Origin of the sequence: Halomonas gemina (assembly GCF_023554995.1) — a bacterium.
GTDB lineage: Bacteria > Pseudomonadota > Gammaproteobacteria > Pseudomonadales > Halomonadaceae > Halomonas > Halomonas gemina.
This window is the reverse complement of record NZ_JAMJPK010000001.1, coordinates 806,564-827,597: the sequence shown is the minus strand read 5'-3', so window position 1 is coordinate 827,597 and position 21,034 is coordinate 806,564. Positions and strand designations below refer to the sequence as shown.

The following is a 21,034-nucleotide window of genomic DNA, read 5'->3' as shown; positions in this document are numbered from 1 at the left end:
CAAGCTATTGTATTGGGCTAGATTAAAGGACACGGGAGGCAATCAACGGAATGCAATGTCGTGGATTCGCAAGTGCTTTTCGTAGCGGTATTTGTGGCTGAATAAGTTCTGGCATGGTCAGATTAAGCTCTGATGTGGCCGCATAGAGTGCAGCATTCTGGTCAAGGGTCTTGAAGACACATCTCACCGGAAAGCTCACAGAGAAGATTAAAGGGTAATGGGAAACTGGGTGTCGATTTAACGATTCGGCACATCGTGGGTATTGGATTCATGGCGTGGGGGCGCAGTAACAATGGTTACCGATAATTTTTCCAAGAGCAGTCTTGATTTGAACGGCAAGGTGACCTTGTCACAGCCCACCTCCCTGGATTGGGGGCCTGACGGGCGGCTGTACGTCACGGAAGTCACGGGTAGCGTCAAGGTGTTGACGGTCGCCTTCGGTGATGTCGATCCGAACGACGGCGAGAACATCAACTCCTTCTATGTCACCGAGGCCGAGACGCTCAGCCAGGTCAAGGATATTCCCAACTTCAACGATGACGGCTCACCCAACACGGGCAACAACCGGCAGGTCACCGGCATTTCGGTCGTTCAGCAGTACGCCGCTGATGGTACCCCCGTAATCATCGACGGCAAGCCGGCGGTATCGGTCTATGTTACCTCCAGCGACAGCCGCATGGGTGCTGGCGGTGATGGTGCCGACAGCGGGCTGGACACCAATTCCGGCGTGATCACACGTATCGATCAGACCGAAACCGGTTGGGAGGCCATCGATCTGGTGCGCGGCCTGGCACGCTCCGAGGAGAACCACGCCCTCAATGGCCTCGAGGTGGTACAGGAGGTCGACGAGAACGGTAATCTGGTCAGCGAACGCATGATCGTCGCTAGTGGTGGGAATGCCAATAGCGGCGCGCCGTCGAACAACTTCGCCGGTCAGCAGGAGACCGCCTATAGCGCGGCGATCCTGGAGGTCGACCTCGACCAGCTCAACGGCATGCCAGTGCTCACCGATACCTCGTCGGGGCGACAGTACATCTACGATGTTCCCACCCTGGATGATCCCACTCGACCGGGTAATCCCGACGAGAATGACCCCTTCGGCGGCAACGATAGCCTCAATGCCGGCAAGATCGATCCCGATGGTCCGGTGCAGATCTACTCCGCGGGCTACCGCAACTCCTACGACGTCGAAGTGACCGAAGACGGCCGGGTCTGGACCTACGATAACGGCGCCAACGACAGCTGGGGCGGTCGACCCATCGGTGAGGCAGGCGATGATGGGGGCAACCAGGATTTCGCGCAACTTGCCAACTATATCGCCACCAACCTCAACAATGGCGATATCAATACTGGGGATCCCATCAACCTCGAGAACTGGAGCCCCAAGAACTACGACCAGTTCCACGAGATCACCCGCTCCGATGACCTCTCCGGGCGTGAGCTCTCGGCCGGCCAGGGCGGGGCACAAACCTACCAGTGGCAAGATCCGGACAGTGGCGAGACCCTCACCCTGGTCTACGGCGGCCACCCCAACCCCACGCGCGCCAGTGGCGGGCAGTCGGGCATGCTCTTCACCCCCAAGGATGGGGTCGAAGACGCCTACCTGTTGCTGTCGAATGTTGTCGATCCAGATACCGGAACCAGTGATTTCGATGACGTCTTCGACTGGATGGAACAGGTAGAGATCGACTACGACACGGTAGATACGGGCGACCTCACCAGCCGCTTGATCGGCGTCACCCCGGGAGAGCACTACTACATTACCGATGCCGGAAATGCATACCTGACCAGCAACTATGACGAGCAGCCCACCGAGATCAATGGCGAAACGGTCCTTGGCGACAGCGGCATGCCGATCGACTTTCACGAGGTCGTCGCTACGCTCAACCCCATCGAAGGCGACTACCGCGAGGGCGGCTATACCGACGGTGCGCTCGATTCCGGCAAGGGCTCGATCAATGGCCTGACCGAATACACCTCGACGATTCTCGACGACCCGGACAGCGGCGTGAAGATGTCGGGAGCGATCCTGGCCGCCGTCCTCAACCAGGGCAGTCTGGTGGCCATGGGGCGCGACGAGAACGGGGTCATGCAAACCAGCGTGGGCGGTAGCGGACAGACCCTCGCTGACGATCGCACCATCATCGATGTCAACGGCGCCCCGTTGGGCCTGACCTCCATCGGTGACGACCTGGGGCCCCATGGTGGTGAAACGGCCTTCCAGGGCTCCATCTGGACCACGGTGTTCAAGCAGAACGGGCCCTTCATCGAGATCCTGCAGCCCAACAACGGGGCGGTGCCGCTGGCCGGCAGCGAGGCCTCTGATCCCACCGATCAGGACATGGATGGCATCGACCATATCCATGACCCCTTCGAATTCAGCGAAGACAACGGCTTCGACCTCGCCGCCGGCGAGCGGGTCTTTCTCGACTTCCAGCCCACGGGTAGCCCCTACCCGGGCACCATCCTCGATACCGGCCTGATGGGGGCGGCCCTGGATGGCATGACGCCCAATCGCGATGCCAAGACCGCAGAGGAAGGCTTCAGCGAAGATCAACAGGAAGACGGCCTCTACGACCTTGGGGGCAACATCATCCCCGGCGGCAATGCGCCCATCTTCCAGATCAAGAAGGTGGTCGGTGGCAGCGTAGTCGGCACCGGTAATACCGCACGCGATGCCATGCACGTGGGCATCAAGCCGGCGCAGGACGTCGAGCGCCTGGTGATGTCTTCCAAGATCAAGAACTGGGTCCCCTCGGTCACCGGAGGCATCAAGCAGGGGCAGTTGACCGGTATCATGCTGGGTGATGGCACCCAGGCCAACTTTCTGCGCTTCATGTTCGGCGCCGTCATGGTCAACGGTTCGCTCATGCCGGGCTTCGAGGTCGGTTACGAACTCGACGACGCAAACTACACCACCCTGGCAACTGTCGGCGTGCCGGATCTGAACACCACCGATGTTTCTCTCCTCGATCTGAATCTCGAGGTCGATATCGAGAACGGCTTCGCGGTGAAGGCCAGCTACCAACTCGACACCCAGAGCCAGGCTACCGAACTGGATCTGGGAGGCTTCAGCCTGCCCCCCGGGGTGCTGCAGGATATCCTCACCGGCAACCACACCATCACCGATGGAGGTATCACGGTGCCCTCCGGGGCGGCGGTGGGCTTTCTCGCCGAGACCACGCCCGAGGATGCCGCCAGCGAGGATGGCCTGTCGGGGGTCGACTTCTTTAATCTCAATGTCGAGGCGATCGGCAACGAGATCGAGGCGACCACCGGGGAAGAAGTGGGTGCCGAGGGCACCGACGGCATCGATACGATCCTCTATACCGGCACCGATACCAACCTGGCACCGCTGGACCAGAGCGTAGAGAACTTCGATGGTAGCGGATCCAGTGCCGACTTCCACGTCACCGGTCATGGTGGCGACAACATCTTCATCGCCGGTTCGGGTAACAACACCTTTACCGGTGGCGGCGGCGCCGACAGTATCCGCGGCACCTTCGAGACCATCGATGGCAGCGTGATCACCGATTTCCTCCAGGACGATCACCTGCTGATCCTCGAGAGTTTCCTGTCGGCCAACGACGTCAGTTATAGCTCCAGCGGGGGCGCCTTGATCCTGACGTTCACCGACTCAAATACTGGCGAAACGTCGTCGGTCAGCTTCACGGGGCCCCAGTTCGAAGACTTCGATCCCAATGAAGGCCCCTCCGTATTCGAGTTCGAGCAGACTCCGTTCGGAACTCAGGTCACCTACAGCCTTGAGACGGTCGTCTATCGGGTAAATGCCGGTGGCGGTACCGTAGCGGCCCTGGACGGCGATCTGGATTGGGAAGGGGATACCAATTCAGACTTCGCGTATCTGCAAGGCAATACCACGCAAACCTATAGCGATTCCTTGACAGATGAAGAAACCGAGATAGATTTGACCCAGTTCGATGCCGACGTGGTGCCGTGGCAGGTTTTTGCTCAGGAACGCTATGACGGAAGCGCCGCCGAACCCAAGATCGAATACGCCTTTCCGGTTATCGCCGGTGAGACCTACTCGGTCACGCTCTATTACACCGAGAACTGGAGCGGCATTTTCAATTACACTGGCGATCGCATCTTCGATGTCGAGGTTGAAGGCGCGGTGCCGGGTGTGTTCAACGACATCAACCCCCTTCAGGAGGCGAAGGATATCCTCGGCCCTGACGCCACCAATGCGGAGCTGCTGGGGTTCGGATTGTCACGTACCTACACCTTCACCGCGAATGACGACACCCTCAACCTGGCCTTCAATCACGGCGACCAAAATCCCAAGATCAACGCTATCGAAATCAATCAGATCGGTGCTGATTCCGGGGTTCCTGACAGCGAGTCGCCGGTAGTCCAGTCGATTACCGTCGAGGACCCTCTGGACAACGATAGTCCGATCCTTGCCACGGTGGTCATTAACGACAATGTCGAGGTCGATATCGGCACCGTCGAAGGCGATGAGCTGATCATCACCGGCATCGAGCCGGCAACGGTGTCACTGTCGTCTATCGTGGTCAGCAATGGCGGCAAGACCGCCACGGTCCAGTACCAGCTCACCCCTCCCTCCGACACCAACGCCTGGGAGAGCGGTACCTATTCGGTGGGTGTGGCCGAGGGTAGCTACCTGGACACATCCGGCAATGGCGTCGCGGCCTTCGAGACGGACTTCACCATCGGTGACGAGGGCGGTATCGCTACCCTCTTCGAGCTGGACTTCGAGACCGCGGGGGAGCCGCTGGATGAAGGTGGCTTCGATGACGTATTGGGCGGCGTGAACGACGGGTCGGTAGTCACCACTATTGAGGGAGGCGACCTGGTCGTCAACACCTCCGACGGCGACATCATCAATGGCAACAGCGCCAACGACTTTGTCAAGTTCGTGGATCTCAGCGACGAGTCCCTGAATGAGTTGACCATCAGCTCGCGCTTCACCAACGGCTTCCCGGCGGCGCTTACGGATCAGGGCTTGTCGCCTGACACCATTCCCAACTATGCGCAACAGGGGATTGTGTTCGGACTGGGCAGCCAGGGCGAGAATGAGCTGGTCAAGCTGGTGCTTTCGGGAAACAGCGGAAACATCGTCCAGATCTGGTCTAACCCCGATGCCAGTGGCGGTATCGACACCCCCTATGCGCTCGGCGACATGCTCAACGATACCAGCCTCGGCTTGCAGGATATCGCCGAGGTCGAGATGTCGATGGTCATCGACAAGGCGGCGGGTACGGTGACGCCCATCGTCACCCTATACGCTGACTCGGGTGCCGTGCTCGGCGGTCTGCGGGCGACCGCAACTCCAGGCTTCGTCACAGCCCAGGCGGAGACTCTGCCGACGCCGGTGCTCGATAACCTGTTAGACGCAGCGGCAAACACCGCAGTGGGGGTCACCTCCAACGATTTTGGGGTGTTGGACTCCTTCGAGGCACGCTGGGCAGACCTTCGAGTAACGTCGCCCGACGGTGCTTCGGAGGATGCCACCCTGATCGGCATCGATGACGCCCCGACGGTGACCGAGAGTGGCGACAGCGGTACCACCACGCTGGCCTTTGCGCTGACCGCCGAGAACACGGTGGATACCACGCTGGACATCCTCTACTCGGTGGATGGCGGTACCACCCAGACCCAGGCCGTGGCATTCAGCGGTAACGTCGGCATGCTGGCCATCGAGGTCCCCAACGACGATGTCGATAACGGCCCCGATACGGTCGAGGTGAGCCTGGTCGGCGTCAACGACGACCAGTACGCCATCGATCCGGCGGCCACCACCGCCAGCGGCACCGTGGCGGAGGACGATGCGCCGGCCAGCGACGTGATCGGGGAGAGTGGGGTGACCAGCCTCACCCAGGCGAGCAGCGGCGACTGGACCAGCGTGACGTTCAGCGAGGCGCTGGTGAACCCCGCGGTGGTGATGGGGCCGCTCACCACCAACGACGGCGAGCCGGCGACGGTGCGTGTCCGCAATGTGACGGACAGCGGTTTCGAGTTCCAGATCGACGAGTGGGACTACCTGGACGGCGTCCATGGCCAGGAAACGATCAGCTGGCTGGCGATCAATAGCGGCACCCACACGTTGCCCAATGGGCAGACGATTGCCGCCGGAAAGGGAGCGGCCGATGGCACGGCGACGGCGTTCACGTATGGCACGGCTTTCGCCGAGGCCCCGGTCGTCCTGGCGCAGGCCACCAGCACCAACGGCAGCGCGTCGGTCACCGATCGAATCGATGGCGTCACCGCCAGCGGCTTCAACCTGCGCCTGCAGCACGAGGAGGGGGCCTCGTCAGCCCCCGCCAGCGAAGCCGTGGACTGGATCGCCGTCAGCGCAGGCGGTGGCACGGCGGGCGGCCTGCTGGCCGGGCGCACCGGTGATCAGGTCACCCACCAGGACTTCGCGATCGACTTCGGCGGCAGTTTCGCGGAGCTGGCCTTCTTCGCCGACATGCAGACCTTCGATGGTCCGGACTCGGCCACGGTACGTGCCAGGGCCATCGGTGCCGAGGGGGCGACGATCTTTGTGGAGGAGGAGCAGTCGGCGGACAGCGAGCTGACCCATACTCACGAAGATGTCGGCTATGTGGGGCTTAATGCCGGGGTGATCACCGGTAGCGAGGGCGTATCGACGCCCACCCTGATCGGCATCGATGACGCCCCGACGGTGACCGAGAGTGGTGACAGCGGCACCACCACGCTGGCCTTTGCGCTGACCGCCGAGGACACGGTCGATGCCACGCTGGACATCCTCTACTCGGTGGACGGCGGCGCCACCCAGACCCAGGCCGTGACGTTCAGCGGTAATGTCGGCACGCTGGCCATCGAGGTCCCCAACGACGATGTCGATAACGGCCCCGATACGGTCGAGGTGAGCCTGGTCGGCGTCAACGACGACCAGTACGCCATCGATCCGGCGGCCACCACCGCCAGCGGCACCGTGGCGGAGGACGATGCCCCGGCCAGCGACGTGATCGGGGAGAGTGGGGTGACCAGCCTCACCCAGGCGAGCAGCGGCGACTGGACCAGCGTGACGTTCAGCGAGGCGCTGGTGAACCCCGCGGTGGTGATGGGGCCGCTCACCACCAACGACGGCGAGCCGGCGACGGTGCGTGTCCGCAATGTGACGGACAGCGGTTTCGAGTTCCAGATCGACGAGTGGGACTACCTGGACGGCGTCCATGGCCAGGAAACGATCAGCTGGCTGGCGATCAATAGCGGCACCCACACGTTGCCCAGTGGGCAGACGATTGCCGCCGGAAAGGGAGCGGCCGATGGCACGGCGACGGCGTTCACGTATGGCACGGCTTTCGCCGAGGCCCCGGTCGTCCTGGCGCAGGCCACCAGCACCAACGGCAGCGCGGCGGTCACCGATCGAATCGATGGCGTCACCACCAGCGGCTTCAACCTGCGCCTGCAGCACGAGGAGGGGGCCTCGTCAGCCCCGGTCAGCGAAGCCGTGGACTGGATCGCCGTCAGCGAAGGCGGTGGCACGGCGGGCGGCCTGCTGGCCGGGCGCACCGGTGATCAGGTCACCCACCAGGACTTCGCGATCGACTTCGGCGGCAGTTTCGCGGAGCTGGCCTTCTTCGCCGACATGCAGACCTTCGATGGTCCGGACTCGGCCACGGTACGTGCCAGGGCCATCGGTGCCGAGGGGGCGACGATCTTTGTGGAGGAGGAGCAGTCGGCGGACAGCGAGCTGACCCATACTCACGAAGATGTCGGCTATGTGGGGCTTAATGCCGGGGTGATCACCGGTAGCGAGGGCGTATCGACGCCCACCCTGATCGGCATCGATGACGCCCCGACGGTGACCGAGAGTGGTGACAGCGGCACCACCACGCTGGCCTTTGCGCTGACCGCCGAGGACACGGTCGATGCCACGCTGGATATCGTCTATTCGGTGGACGGCGGCGCCACCACCCAGACCCAGGTCGTGGCATTCAGCGGTAATGTCGGCACGCTGCAAGTGAATGTCGTCAATGATGACATCGACAACGGCCCCGATACGGTCGAGGTGACCCTGGTCGGCATCAACGACGTCCAGTATGACAGCGATCCCGCTGCCGACACGGCCAGCGGTAGCGTCAGTGAGGATGATGGCCCGGCCCCGCTGACCGCGGAGCAGGTCTTTGCGGGGGCTGATCTAGAAGAGTCGGAAACCTACGATGCGTCGATGATTGGGTCCGCCTTGGTGACGATCATGCCGGGTAATGAAAACGTCCAGAGCTCCAATTTCGGCAATGACGCCTTCCAGGTCACCAATACTGGCGACAAGAAGATAGCGGCCGTGTTCTTCGACGTCCGTTCGGCCCTCTATGGCGACAGCGTGTTCGATCCGGATGGCAAGGGGGGAGATACCGCCTTCAAAGCGTGGGACATCAATACCGACGGGGGCACGGGGGCAATCTCGCCGTCAGAGTATGAACACTACTTCCTCCCCGGGGCCGACCCCAACCCAACTGACCCGAACACCAACGGTGGCTATCGCGGTGCCTTGGTCAAGTTCTCCGCTACGGCAGATGGTGGCTTCACGCAGGGCGAGACAGTCGGTTTCAGCGGTGACATGGATCCCAACTCGATTGCCGGCATGGAGAAGAACGGCACACTCGGCGTCGACACCGATTCCGAGCCTGACTGGGATGTCGGTGGCGTCTCCGGGGCGGAGTTGACCGGCTCGCGCGTCTATGTGCAGTTCACCGATGGCAGTATCGCCAGCGCCCAGTTGATGGGTGATGGCAGCCAGGCCGGTTCCCAGGCGCTGGTGAGCGAGGCGAGCCAGAACCTCGTGGCCAGCCTGACCGTGAACGGCGTCAACCCGGGGGGCGTCGGCAATTACGCTAACGAGGTGCCCACCGTTCAGGTTTCCGGGGAACCCGGAGCCTGGGTCCGGGTGGTCATGACCAAGGGGCATCAGCCGGTGGCCAATACCAACGGCAGTCTCGCGGAAATCGTCGATTGGCGCCTCTCCGGCGAGTCCTTTGCCGCAAACAACGCCGCGGAATTCCAGTTTGTCGACGTGCAACTGGATGGCAACGGTACGGCCGACGTATCCGGTCAGTTCACCTACGACAGCTTCCTCAACGGAACTGAGAGCTTCGAGGGTGACGATACCCTACCGCTGGGTTTCATGGCCGCAGTGATCGAGGACCCCAACCTGGCTTCCGGAGGGGTCGCCCTGGGCCCGGTCACCCAGCCGATCTATCTTAGCCATGGAACGGGAGGAGGCAGCGACCCCGCCACGCTGATCGGCATCGATGACGCCCCGACGGTGACCGAGAGTGGCGACAGCGGCACCACCACGCTGGCCTTTGCGCTGACCGCCGACAACACGGTCGATACCACGCTGGACATCCTCTACTCGGTGGATGGCGGTACCACCCAGACCCAGGCCGTGGCATTCAACGGTAACGTCGGCACGCTGGCCATCGAGGTCCCCAACGACGATGTCGATAACGGCCCCGATACGGTCGAGGTGGGCCTGATCGGCGTCAACGACGACCAGTACGACATCAACCCCAATGCCGACTCGGCAAGCGGTATCGTCGAGGAGGACGATGCCTCGGCATCCGAGCCTGGAGTCATCGGGGAAAGCGGCGTTGTGACGCTGACACAGACGGATGCCGATAGCTGGACCAGCGTCAGTTTTAGCGAGCCTCTGGAGGATCCTGCGGTGGTCATGGGGCCGGTTACCTACAACGGTAGTGAGCAGGTCACGGTCCGCCTGCGCAACGTCACCGATACCGGCTTCGAGTTCCAGATCGACGAGTGGGACTCCCTCGACGGGGTGCATATCGAAGAGAGTCTGGGCTGGCTGGCGATCAATAGCGGGGTTCACACCCTGGCTAACGGCCAGACGATTGCCGCCGGCAAGGGGCAGGGAAGCAGCACCGCCGCCGAGATCTCACTGGGCACGGACTTCGGTGCTGCGCCCGTGGTGCTGGCCCAGACCACCAGTGTCAATGAGGCCTCGGCGGTCACGCATCGCATCGATGCGGTCGATGGCGACAGCTTCACTCTAAGGTTGCAGAACGAGGAGGCCGATACCTCGGGACATGGCCTGGAGTCTGTCGACTGGATCGCCATCTCCGAGGGAGGCACCACACTCGATGGCCTGCTGGCCGGACGCACTGGTGATCAAGTGACCTCTTCATCCTTTGATATCCAGTTCGACGGAAGCTTCGACGAGGTGGCATTCTTCGCCGACATGCAGACATTCGATGGAACGGACCCTGCCTCGGTGCGGGCTGCGGCGATCAACGCCGACGGCGCGACTATCTTCATCGAAGAGGAGCAGTCCGCAGACAGCGAGGTAAATCACATCAGCGAAGACGTGGGCTTTGTTGGCCTCAACACCGGGCTGATCACCGCCAGCGAGTCGATGGGGTGAAAGAATGGCCATGACGCCATAGCGCCATAGAAGGAAGAGAGCATCCCCTCAGGCACCTGCCTGCCCCGCCTCGCCGGTGGCAGCAGGTGCTTTTTCGTGGTCGGCGGCGTCGCTTTAGTGAGGCCATGTAACACCCTGCGCCACGCTGTCATCAGCCTGATGTTGTAAGAGATCGCCGACAATCCGCGCCGAGTAGGGCGGCTGGTCTAGGCGCTTCCAATGATGTTCTGTAGTATCCCACCCCGACAGGGCCCACCGTTGCATCCCGGAAATTCAACACGGAAATCAACGCGCAAGCCCCATTCGCCGCTTGACATCGACATTTTCTCGTCATCTGCGACGGGGAAGCTAGCGGCTGCGTCAGTCTTTCATCAGGCCTCGGGGATGCGCCATGACACCCTGGGGCGGTAGCGTGTCTGCACCTGTGCCATACTCACGTTGTATTACGCTTCGTAACCTGAATTATCAATGAGAGGCCGTGCCCTATGCGCCCACCACGCCACCTTTCCCCGCTGACTGCCCTGCTGGGCGTCATGCTGCTGACCGGCTGCTCCATGGCTCCCGGCGGCCATATCGACTATAGCGCCGAGACGGCGCCCATCGATGACCTGGTCGATATCCAGCCGATCACCCCGGGGCTGGTTGCCACCTATCGCCATCAGGTCAGCCAGGCTCGGCCCATGGCCGACGACCTGCGTCAGGCGCTGGATAACTACGAATACCGGGTCGGGCCGGGGGATGTACTCAGCATCATCGTCTACGACCACCCCGAACTGACCATCCCGGCCGGCAGCGAGCGTAGCGCCGCCGAAGCCGGCAACGAGGTGCGCAGTGACGGCACTATCTTCTATCCCTTCATCGGCCGGGTGGACGTGGCCGGACGCACCCTGGAGGAGATCCGCGTCGAACTGGCCCGGCGCCTGGCCGATTACATCACCGAGCCGCAGGTCGACGTGCGCATGGCCGCCTTCAATTCCAAGAAGGTCTACGTCAGCGGTGCGGTGGGCGAGCCCGGCACGCTGCCGATCACGCGCGTACCCATGACGCTGGTCGATGCCCTCAGCCAGGCCGGTGGCGCCCAGGAAGACGCCAACTGGCACGAGGTGATCCTCACCCGCGATGGCCAGGAAGAGCGGCTCTCGCTCTATGCCCTGCTGCGCCAGGGGGACCAGCGCCAGAATCGCCTGCTGCGCGACGGCGACGTGGTTCACGTGCCCAGCGCCGAGAACCAGAGCGTGGCGGTGATGGGGCAGGTGAAGCGGCCCGGCAACCTGCCGCTGGGCAACGAGCGGCTATCGCTGACCGATGCCATCGCCCGGGCCGGCGGGGTGAATGAAGAGAGCGCCGAACCCTCTGGCATCTTCGTGATCCGTGGGCAAGACGAAGGTAGTGACAAGCTGGCCACGGTCTTCCAGCTCGACATCAGCAATGCCACGGCCTTCACCATGGGCAGCGACTTCCAGCTGCAGCCCCAGGACGTGATCTACGTCACCACGGCCCCGGTGGCGCGCTGGAACCGCGTGATCAGCCTGCTGCTGCCCTCGATCAGCCTGCCCGGCACGGTGGCGGAGACCTCCACCGACGTCAGCGACATCTGAGCCCATGTTCCAGCGCATCCTGATCGTCTGTACCGGCAATATCTGCCGCAGCCCGGTGGCCGAGGCCATGCTACGCCGCCACTTGCCGGAGCGTGAGATCGCCTCCGCCGGGCTCGGTGCCCTGGAGGGGCGGGGCGTAGCCCCCCAGGCCCGGGCCCTGGCCGAAGCCGAAGGGCTGGACGTCAGTGATCACCAGGCCCGCCAGCTCACGCCCGATATGCTGGTGGCCCACGACCTGGTACTGGTGATGAGCGAAGGCCAGCGTCGCGCCGTCGGCGAGCTTGCCCCGGAAGCCCTCGGCAAGACCCTGCTCCTCGGCCGCTGGCTCGATAACGGCAAGGGGCGTGACATCTCCGACCCCTACCGCAAGAGCGACGAAGTCTTCGCCCATGTGCACAAGCTCCTGAAAGAGAGCACCGACGCCTGGGCGAAGCGGCTTTAGGCCGGAGCCATGGGCCCTTGAAGCCCCTTTGAGAGCGACGGTTCGGCGTTCCGACTTCAGATCGCGAAAGGAGGCCGGAGGCCTCCCCGGCATTAGGCACTAAGCCCAGGGCGCCTATCGGCGCCAATCGTCGAAGCGTCGAACCGGCAATAAATTGCGCAACCACCAGGGGTCGCCCCAATCTCCCTCACCTAATCTTTATCATTCAGAGCCTTGAACACCTCCATGACCGAGAAAACCCCTCACACCACCGCCGACGACGAGATCGACCTTGGTCGGCTGTTCGGCTTGCTGGTCGACCACAAGTGGCTGATCATCGCCATCACCGTGCTCTTCGCCGTGTGCGGGGCCGTCTATGCCACCCTCGCCACGCCGATCTACCAGGGCGATGCCCTGGTGCAGGTCGAAAAACGCTCCTCCGTCAGCCCGCTGGGCGATCTGGCCAACGTCATGGGCAGCCAGGGCGAGAACCCCAGCAGCAGCACCGCCGCCGAGGTGCAGATCCTGCAGTCGCGCATGGTGCTCGGCCAGGTCGTCGAGCGCGTGGGGCTGGATACCGTGGTGCAGCCCCGCCTGCTGCCGTTCGTCGGTGAGTTCGTGCGCCGCCAGGGCATCGAGCGCCCCGGCTTCATGGAGGGGCGTCCCGAGGTCTGGGGCAATGAGTTCCTGACGCTGGGCCGGCTGGAGGTGGCCGACGCCCTGCGCGGCCAGCCGCTGATCGTCACGGCCGGGCAGGGTGGTAGCTATACGCTCACCCACGCCCCGGCAGACGAGCCCCCTCGCGAGCTCGGCCAGGGCCGGGTGGGGGAGCTTGCCCAATTCGCTAACGGCGACATCAAACTGCGCCTGGCCGAGCTGCAGGCCCCCGAGGGGGCCGAGTTCACCGTGGTCCAGCGCACCCGCGCGGCCGCCATCGGCAGCCTGAAAGGGCGGCTGAACGTGGCCGAGGTCGGCGGTGGCCGTAGCAGTGATACCGGCATGCTGCGCCTGACCCTTACCGGCCCCGACCGAGAGGAGATTCGTCGCTCGCTGGACGCCGTCGCCGAGACCTTCCTCACCCAGAACGTCCAGCGCCAGTCCGCCGAGGCGGAAAAGAGCCTGGCCTTCCTCGAGGAGCAGGCCCCCGAGCTGCGTGACCAGCTCGCCGCCGCCGAGGACAGCCTCAACGAGTACCGTGTCGAACAGGACAGCGTCGACCTGAGCTCCGAGGCCCAGGCCACCATCCAGCAGTTCATCGAGCTCGAGAGCCAGCTCAGCGAGTTGGAGTTCCAGGAAGCCGAATTAAGGGAGCGCTACACCCCAAACCACCCGACCTATCAGTCGTTGCTGCGTCAGAAGCGCCAGCTCGAGGAGCGCCGCGCCGAGCTCAACGAGCGCGTCGATGAGCTGCCCGCCGCCCAGCAGGAAGTGGTGCGCCGCACCCGTGACGTCGAGGTCACCCAGGCCATCTACGTCAACGTGCTCAACAAGATGCAGGAGATGGAACTGGCGCGTGCCGGCACCGTGGGCAACGTGCGCATCATCGACGAGGCGCTGGTCGCAGGGGGGCCCATCGAGCCCCGCAAGCCGCTTATCGTGGTGCTCGCCACCCTGTTTGGCGGCATCCTGGCGGTAGGCATCGTGCTGGTGCGCGGCCTGTTCAATCGCGGCGTGGAATCCCCCGAACAGCTCGAGGACGCCGGCCTGCCGGTCTACGCCACGGTGCCGCTCTCCGACGAACAGAAGAAGCTGGTCAAACGCATCAAGCACCGCCGCGACCGCCACAGCAGCGAAGTGGTCAGTGGGATACTCGCCGAGCGCGCCCCCGCCGACACCTCGGTGGAGGCGCTGCGCGGGCTGCGCACCAGCCTGCACTTCGCCATGCTCGAGGCCAGCGACAACCGGCTGATGATCACCGGCCCCAGCCCTGGCATCGGCAAGAGCTTCATCGCCGTCAACCTCGGCGCCGTCTGTGCCCAGGCCGGCCAGAAGGTGCTGGTGGTCGACGCCGACATGCGCAAGGGGCATATCCATCACGCCTTCAAGGGGAAGAGCGACGGCGGGCTTTCAGAGCTGCTCGGCGGCCGGTTACCGCTGGATGAGGTGATCCGTGAAAGTGGCATCGAGGGGCTGGACTACGTCTCCCGCGGCACCGCCCCGCCCAACCCCTCGGAACTGCTGATGACCGCCGGCTTCAGCCGCTTTCTCGAGGAAGCGGGGCAGCGCTATGATCTGGTGATCCTCGACACCCCGCCGGTGCTGGCCGTGACCGATGCCGCCGTGGTCGGCGCCCAGTGCGGTACCACGCTGGTGGTGGCCCGCTTCGAGGTCAACCCGCTGCGCGAGATGCAGATTGCCACCCGGCGGCTGGAGAGCGGCGGGGTGACGGTCAAGGGCGCCATCCTCAACGCCATGGAACGCAAGGCCGCCGCGAGCTACGGCTACGGCTATTACCAGTACTCCTACAAGTAGTTCTCATACTTGAATACCCCCTTGGTAACTACTCGTCTGCGCTTGCCTGTAGCAGAAAAAACGCATGAAAAACCGCGCTACGACGGGCATCGTAGCGCGTAACCAGCAGGATATAATGCGATTATCTAACGGCCTCTGCTTATGGGTGATGCGTTCAGTGGGAGATGTTGCAGATGAAGAGATCAAGAAAAATATTGAAGGCAAGAGGTAAGCATTCTTGTAAAAAAGCTGCTTTTTAATCAAAAGGCTGTCTAAAAAATCCAATTAGAGGTCGGCTAATGGTTAAGTCACCGGACGTATCGGTCATCGTACCTGTCTTTAATGCCGGCGCGAGCCTTGAAGCATCAGTACAATCTCTGCTCGACCAGACGCTGAAAAATATTGAAATCATCGTTGTCAACGATGCGTCTACCGACAGCTCTGCTGAAACCATCTCACGGCTGGAAAGCGAGAACGGAAACATCGTGGCCATCCACCTTACCGAGAATCAAGGTGTGCATGAAGCTCGCTTAACAGGCCTTAAGAAGGCATCAGCACCTTGGATCGGCTTTCTTGATGCGGATGATTTCGCTCGTCCGAACATGTTTGAAGCAATGCATCGGGCGGCGGAACAGCAAGCTGTGGATATAGTTGTTTGCGGTTCGTACAGAGTTACCAAAGAGCGAAAGCCAATCGCACCAAAGATTCGATTTAAAAGCAGCAAAAAGATAGAATCGGAGGTCTTTGAAAAATTCTCTCGTTTCGAATTTGGCACGGGGTCGCTGTGGAACAAGCTTTACCATAGGGAGGTCATGGCTCCGCATGCCGATATGCACTTTCCTTGGCGCCAAAGCCTCAATGAAGATCTTTTGTTGAATATAGGCTGTTTTTATAAGGCAGAATCCGTTTACGTGACCCACGAGGTTCTGCATGAGTATGTTCTTAACGAATCAAGCGTAACATCGACTACGACTAACGCTAAAGCTTATGTGTATATGTACAGAGCCTATGCACTGGCTGTCAGTTCGTTTTCTGAACTTGGTGGCGATGTGCTTGTAAGAATTATCAATATGTATCGTGCCCAGCTCTCATGGAGCAGCTATATAATTGGTGATGTAAGTGACATCGTGGTTTATGAAGAAGAATTAAACGAAGCAACGGAACTGATATATCGCTCATACCCACTTGCTTTAGCCCTCTTGCCACCTCGCCAACACCCTGCAAGAGTTGGCGCAAAGGTGGCTCTCAAGGCTCTTGCCCGCAAGGGAGTGTCTCTGCTTGGGCTGGATGCGATTGTTTTTAAACCCAGAGAGTAGTTTCTTCTTCTCGATATTTCGTCTTGTATCTGGCATGGAGTTAAAGGGCAGCGTGACGACTTCCAGCTCCTTAGCGATTAGGGAAACGCTGCATACATCCCGCCGCAGCTGCCTGACAGCCGTTGGCGGGGTAAACTCTGGCTACCCTGTCACCACCTGACCGAGCCACCCGATGAAGCAGATCTCTTTCGCCCAGGCAGAGCAGCAGAGAAAGCCTCGTGTCGATCTTGCATAGCTGATGGCGATATTTGAAGAAAGAATCATTGATGTTTTCAATAAAATTAAATTTTCTTCGTTGAGATAAAAATGGAAAAGTTAATCTTGGTTTATGGTCTTCAAAGGTCTGGAAATCACGCCATAATAAACTGGATATCCTCTTTTTATAGTTCAGTAGTTTTTTTTAATGACCTTGAGCATGATTTTTTCGATAGTGATGCCAATAAAAAAAACATTGAAAAAGAATTAAAAAACCATGTTGTAATTTGCTCTTTTGAAGATTCTTCGAACAAAATGCGTCCTAATCTAAGTTTTTTGGAAAGTTCGCCATCGCCATTCAGTTCTTTTTTTTCTCAATTTGATGTTATTCCGGTTTTTATAGTGAGAGATCCATATAATTGCTGGGCGAGCAGAAAGGTGGCTCATAGCAAGCGTGGACTAACATCTTCAAATAATTTAAAAGAGTTTGTTTATAACTGGAAGTCAATTGCACTGAAATATATTAATGATGAAGGCTTTATTCTTGTTGCATACAATTCTTGGTTCAAAGACCCAGGTTATCGAAAAAAGCTTTGGCGTGATTTTGGCGGAGAGTTTTACTCTGAGGAGTCTTTAAAAAAGGTGCCGAGTTATGGAGGTGGAAGTTCATTTGATGGAAAGGACGTACACGCTGCGATTAAGAAAATAGCAAGAAACCCTATGCGCTATCTTAATTTTAAAAATTTAGTTAGGCTTTGCAAAAGCCCAGTCCCCACATTGACCAGGGTTTTTAAAGGAAGCCAAGTAAAAGCTAGCGATTTAAGAGTTGAAGGTCGTTGGCTTGCCATACGAGAAGAACAAGATTTTGATGTTCTTGTCGAGGATATAGAGCTTAGGGAATTATCGGAATATTTGACTAATTTTTCTATTCCTGGGTCCATAGAATAACCGCAGCACTTTGGTCACCACGGTGGAGGCAGGAGGGGCATCGCCGGTACCCTTCTCGGCTCACCGACCAAGGTGATGCAGAGCATGGGATACCGACAGCTGACCCAGACCCAACGAAACCAGATCCACGCCCGCTATGACTTGGGCTTGAGCCAGCGGCAGATCGGCAGGGAGCTAGGGGAATACTCAGGAGCCCTGGATACCGCAGGTACTTCGCTTATTGCTTGAATTCAGGAAAAGGCGCCATCCTCAACGCCATGGAGCGCAAAACCGCCGCGAGCTACGGCTACGGCTATTACCAGTTCTCCTACAAGTAACGGCTCGCGCCGCGACGCTTATTCATCGGCCCACAGGTAGATTATGAACATTCTGGTTACCGGCAACGCCGGCTTCATCGGCTTTCATACCGCCAAGCGCCTGCTCGAGCGCGGCGACGGCGTGGTCGGCATCGACACCGTCAACGACTACTACGACCCTGCCATCAAGGAAGCCCGGCTCGAGATCCTCGAAGAGACCGCCCGGCGCACGGGGAGCCCCTACGTCTTCTACCGCGAGAACCTGGCCGACCGGGCCGCGGTGGAGCGCTGCTTCAGCGAGCAGCGGATCGACCGGGTGATCAACCTGGCCGCCCAGGCCGGGGTGCGCTACTCGCTGGAGAACCCCCACGCCTACGTGGAGAGCAACATCGTCGCCTTCACCAACCTGCTCGAGGCCTGCCGGCACCACCGGGTGGAGCACCTCACCTACGCCAGCACCAGCAGCGTCTACGGCGCTAACACCAACATGCCGTTCTCCGAGCACCGCGGCGTGGACCATCCCCTGCAGTTCTACGCCGCCACCAAGCGTGCCAACGAACTGATGGCCCATAGCTACAGCCACCTCTATCGGCTGCCCACCACCGGGCTGCGCTTCTTCACCGTCTACGGCCCCTGGGGTCGGCCGGACATGGCCCTGTTCCTGTTCACCAAGGCCATCCTCGCCGGCGAGCCCATCCAGGTGTTCAATCACGGCCATCACACCCGCGACTTCACCTACATCGACGACATCGTCGAGGGCGTGATCCGCGCCAGCGACCAGGTCGCCGCGCCCAACCCGGAGTGGAGCAGCGACACCCCGGACCCGGCCACCAGCAACGCCCCGTTCCGGCTCTTCAACATCGGCAACAACGACCCGGTCAAGCTCAGCGCCTATATCGAGGCCATCGAGGAAGCCCTGGGCAAGCAAGCCATCAAGGAACTGCTGCCCCTGCAGCTCGGCGACGTCCCCGACACCTACGCCGACTCCAGCGAGCTCGAACGCGCCGTGGGCTACAAGCCCGCCACCCCCGTGAAGGAAGGCGTCGCCAACTTCGTCGCCTGGTACCGCGAGTACTACAACGTCTAACGGTTTCCCTGGAGCCCCCTGTAGGAGCGCAATTTATTGCGCGATCCGTCGCGCAGCGGCGGCAGCAGGCAATACCCAAGCCACAGCGCCCCAACACCACTACCCAGGAAAAGCCCAGCATGGAACGCCCGGCCACCTATCCCTTGATCACCCATCACGGCGGCGCCGAGGGCGTCACCGGCAGCTGCCACCGCCTGCAGCTGGCCGAGGACCGCGCCCTGCTGGTCGATTGCGGCCTCTTCCAGGGCCAGGACGCCGACCCCACGCTCAGCCCCCTCGAGCAGCACCGGGTGGAGTTCCCGGTGGACGACGTGCTCGGCCTGGTGGTCACCCACGTGCATATCGACCATATCGGGCGCTTGCCCTACCTGCTGGCCGCCGGCTACCCGGGGCCGATCCTCTGCTCGGTGCCCTCGGCGCGCTTGCTGCCGCTGGTCATCGAAGACGCCCTGAAGATCGGCTTCACCCGCGACCGGGGGCTGATCGAGCGCTTCCTCAATGAGGTGGAAGGGCGCCTGGTACCTCTGGACTACGGCCAGTGGCACCCCCTGGTCGACGACGAACGCCACCGGGTGCGCGTGCGCCTGCAGCGCGCCGGGCATATCCTCGGTTCGGCCTATGTCGAAGTGGATCATCACGATCATCACACCGGCCAGGCACAGCGCACCGTCTTTAGCGGTGACCTGGGCGCGCCCCATGCGCCGCTGCTGCCGGCGCCGGAATCCCCCGAGCGCGCCGATCGGCTGGTGCTGGAGAGCACCTACGGCGACCGCCAGCACGAGGACCGCACCACCCGCCAGGCGCGGCTCAAGGCGGCCATCGAGCGGGCCCTGGCCAACGGCGGCACGCTGATCATCCCGGCCTTCAGCATCGGCCGCACCCAGGAGCTGCTCTTTGAGCTGGAAGGGCTGATCCACGCCGCCGAGGACGCCCGCTGGCGCGAGCTCGAGATCATCGTCGACTCGCCCCTGGCCGCCCGCTTCACCGCGGTCTACCGCGAGCTCAAGCCCTGGTGGGACGCCGAAGCCCAGGCGCGGCGAGAGGGCGGCCGCCACCCGCTGGCCTTCGACAACCTCTACACCGTGGACAGCCACGACGAGCACCAGCAAACGGTCGACTACCTGGCCGGCAACCACCGCCCCGCGGTGGTGATCGCCGCCAGCGGCATGTGCGCCGGCGGCCGGGTGGTCAACTACCTCAAGCGCATGCTGGGGGATGAACGTCACGACGTGCTGTTCATCGGCTACCAGGCCGCCGGCACCCCGGGGCGCGACATCCAGCGCTACGGCCCCCGCGGCGGCTGGGTAGAACTCGACGGCCAGCGCTACGACATCCGCGCGCGCATCGACACCATCGGTGGCTACTCCGCCCACGCCGATCAAGCCGACCTGCTGCGCTTCATCCAGGAAATGGCCACCCCACCGCGGGAGATCCGCCTCGTCCACGGCGACCTGGGCGCCAAGCACGCCCTCAAGGCCGAGATCGAACGCTGGGCACACACCGCCGGCCACGAGATCGCGGTAAGCCTGGCAACGTAATCTCCCCCTTGTAGGAGCGAACGGTTCGACGCCTCGATTCACTTCGCGATCCATTGCGCAGCGGCGGCAAAAGGCAGAAAGCCAGCACACGCCCCCTGTGGGAGCGAACGGTTCGACGCCTCGATTCACTTCGCGATCCATCGCGCAGCGATGGCCGGGGTAACCTGCCAGAACATAGGCAACAGGCCCTTATCGCCACCAGATGTAAGACATCAGGCAGAGGCTTTGTAAGAGATCACTGACAATTCCCCTTTCTTGCCCAAGCCCCCTTAGTCGCAGCGGGCAGTCCGTGCTAGCCTCTCCCCGCCAACAGGGAAGGCCAAGGCGCTTTAGCCAGAATTGCCTTTATAATCAATCATTAATAAAAATGCCACAAGCGCGGCCTCGCCACCTCGGCGATACCGCGTGATAAAGAAATGGCCCCGCGCGGGGGCAGCCGGCCTCGGGGATGCGCCAATGACACCCCGGGGCGGTAGCGTGCCCGAATGAGCACCACGGGATGTGCACCCAGCTCCGCCTCGCGGGTCAGACCCCGGCAGCGAGCACTTTACCGGCAACAGGCACCACCACAGCCTTGGCAACCCAGCGGGGTCTGACCCAAGAGAGCCACCGAAGCCAGCTCGCGGGTCTGCGGAGCGAGGCACCCAGCTCCGCCTCGCGGGTCAGACCCCGGCAGCGAGCACATACCAGCAACAGGCACCACCACAGCCTTGGCAACCCAGCGGGGTCTGACCCAAGAGAGCCCCGAAGCCAGCTCGCGGGTCTGCGGAGCGAGGCACCCAGCTCCG

General features: G+C 61.6%; 8 protein-coding genes and 1 pseudogene. All 9 read left to right on the top strand.

Translation table 11 applies throughout. The features are described from left to right. Positions 1-292 precede the first annotated feature (292 nt). The 9 genes and pseudogenes from M8009_RS03985 (at position 293) to M8009_RS03945 (ending at position 20,246) form a co-directional block, all read left to right on the top strand. Positions 293-10,396, top strand: coding sequence for a malectin domain-containing carbohydrate-binding protein (locus M8009_RS03985; RefSeq protein ID WP_250059456.1), 10,104 nt, complete (start codon positions 293-295; stop codon positions 10,394-10,396). Between the two features lie 485 nt (positions 10,397-10,881). Further along, complete coding sequence (locus M8009_RS03980) at positions 10,882-11,994, top strand: polysaccharide export protein (RefSeq protein ID WP_250059455.1); 1,113 nt, start codon at positions 10,882-10,884, stop codon at positions 11,992-11,994. A 4-nt stretch (positions 11,995-11,998) separates the two neighbouring features. After that, positions 11,999-12,436, top strand: a complete 438-nt coding sequence (locus M8009_RS03975; protein ID WP_250059454.1) for a low molecular weight protein-tyrosine-phosphatase — start codon at positions 11,999-12,001, stop codon at positions 12,434-12,436. Positions 12,437-12,661: 225 nt separating this feature from the next. After that, a complete protein-coding gene (locus tag M8009_RS03970; protein ID WP_250059453.1) occupies positions 12,662-14,887 on the top strand; it encodes a polysaccharide biosynthesis tyrosine autokinase in 2,226 nt (741 codons plus the stop codon). Positions 14,888-15,165: 278 nt separating this feature from the next. Next, positions 15,166-16,182, top strand: a complete 1,017-nt coding sequence (locus tag M8009_RS03965) for a glycosyltransferase family 2 protein (RefSeq protein WP_250059452.1) — start codon at positions 15,166-15,168, stop codon at positions 16,180-16,182. Positions 16,183-16,488: 306 nt separating this feature from the next. Then, on the top strand, positions 16,489-17,325 hold the full coding sequence (locus M8009_RS03960; protein WP_250059451.1) for a hypothetical protein: 837 nt from the start codon (positions 16,489-16,491) through the stop codon (positions 17,323-17,325). An 84-nt stretch (positions 17,326-17,409) separates the two neighbouring features. Then, positions 17,410-17,523 (top strand): annotated as a pseudogene (locus M8009_RS03955) (helix-turn-helix domain-containing protein); the annotation flags it as partial. Positions 17,524-17,685: 162 nt separating this feature from the next. Next, positions 17,686-18,708: an NAD-dependent epimerase gene (locus M8009_RS03950; RefSeq protein WP_250059449.1), complete on the top strand. Its 1,023-nt coding sequence runs from the start codon at positions 17,686-17,688 to the stop codon at positions 18,706-18,708. Between the two features lie 119 nt (positions 18,709-18,827). Continuing rightward, on the top strand, positions 18,828-20,246 hold the full coding sequence (locus M8009_RS03945) for an MBL fold metallo-hydrolase RNA specificity domain-containing protein (protein WP_250059448.1): 1,419 nt from the start codon (positions 18,828-18,830) through the stop codon (positions 20,244-20,246). Positions 20,247-21,034: the final 788 nt, after the last annotated feature.

Coding starts and splice junctions, on each gene's coding strand:
- M8009_RS03985 (WP_250059456.1), top strand. CDS start 293: ATGGTTACCGATAATTTTTCCAAGAGCAGTCTTGATTTGAACGGCAAG.
- M8009_RS03965 (WP_250059452.1), top strand. CDS start 15,166: ATGGTTAAGTCACCGGACGTATCGGTCATCGTACCTGTCTTTAATGCC.
- M8009_RS03970 (WP_250059453.1), top strand. CDS start 12,662: ATGACCGAGAAAACCCCTCACACCACCGCCGACGACGAGATCGACCTT.
- M8009_RS03975 (WP_250059454.1), top strand. CDS start 11,999: ATGTTCCAGCGCATCCTGATCGTCTGTACCGGCAATATCTGCCGCAGC.
- M8009_RS03960 (WP_250059451.1), top strand. CDS start 16,489: ATGGAAAAGTTAATCTTGGTTTATGGTCTTCAAAGGTCTGGAAATCAC.
- M8009_RS03950 (WP_250059449.1), top strand. CDS start 17,686: ATGAACATTCTGGTTACCGGCAACGCCGGCTTCATCGGCTTTCATACC.
- M8009_RS03945 (WP_250059448.1), top strand. CDS start 18,828: ATGGAACGCCCGGCCACCTATCCCTTGATCACCCATCACGGCGGCGCC.
- M8009_RS03980 (WP_250059455.1), top strand. CDS start 10,882: ATGCGCCCACCACGCCACCTTTCCCCGCTGACTGCCCTGCTGGGCGTC.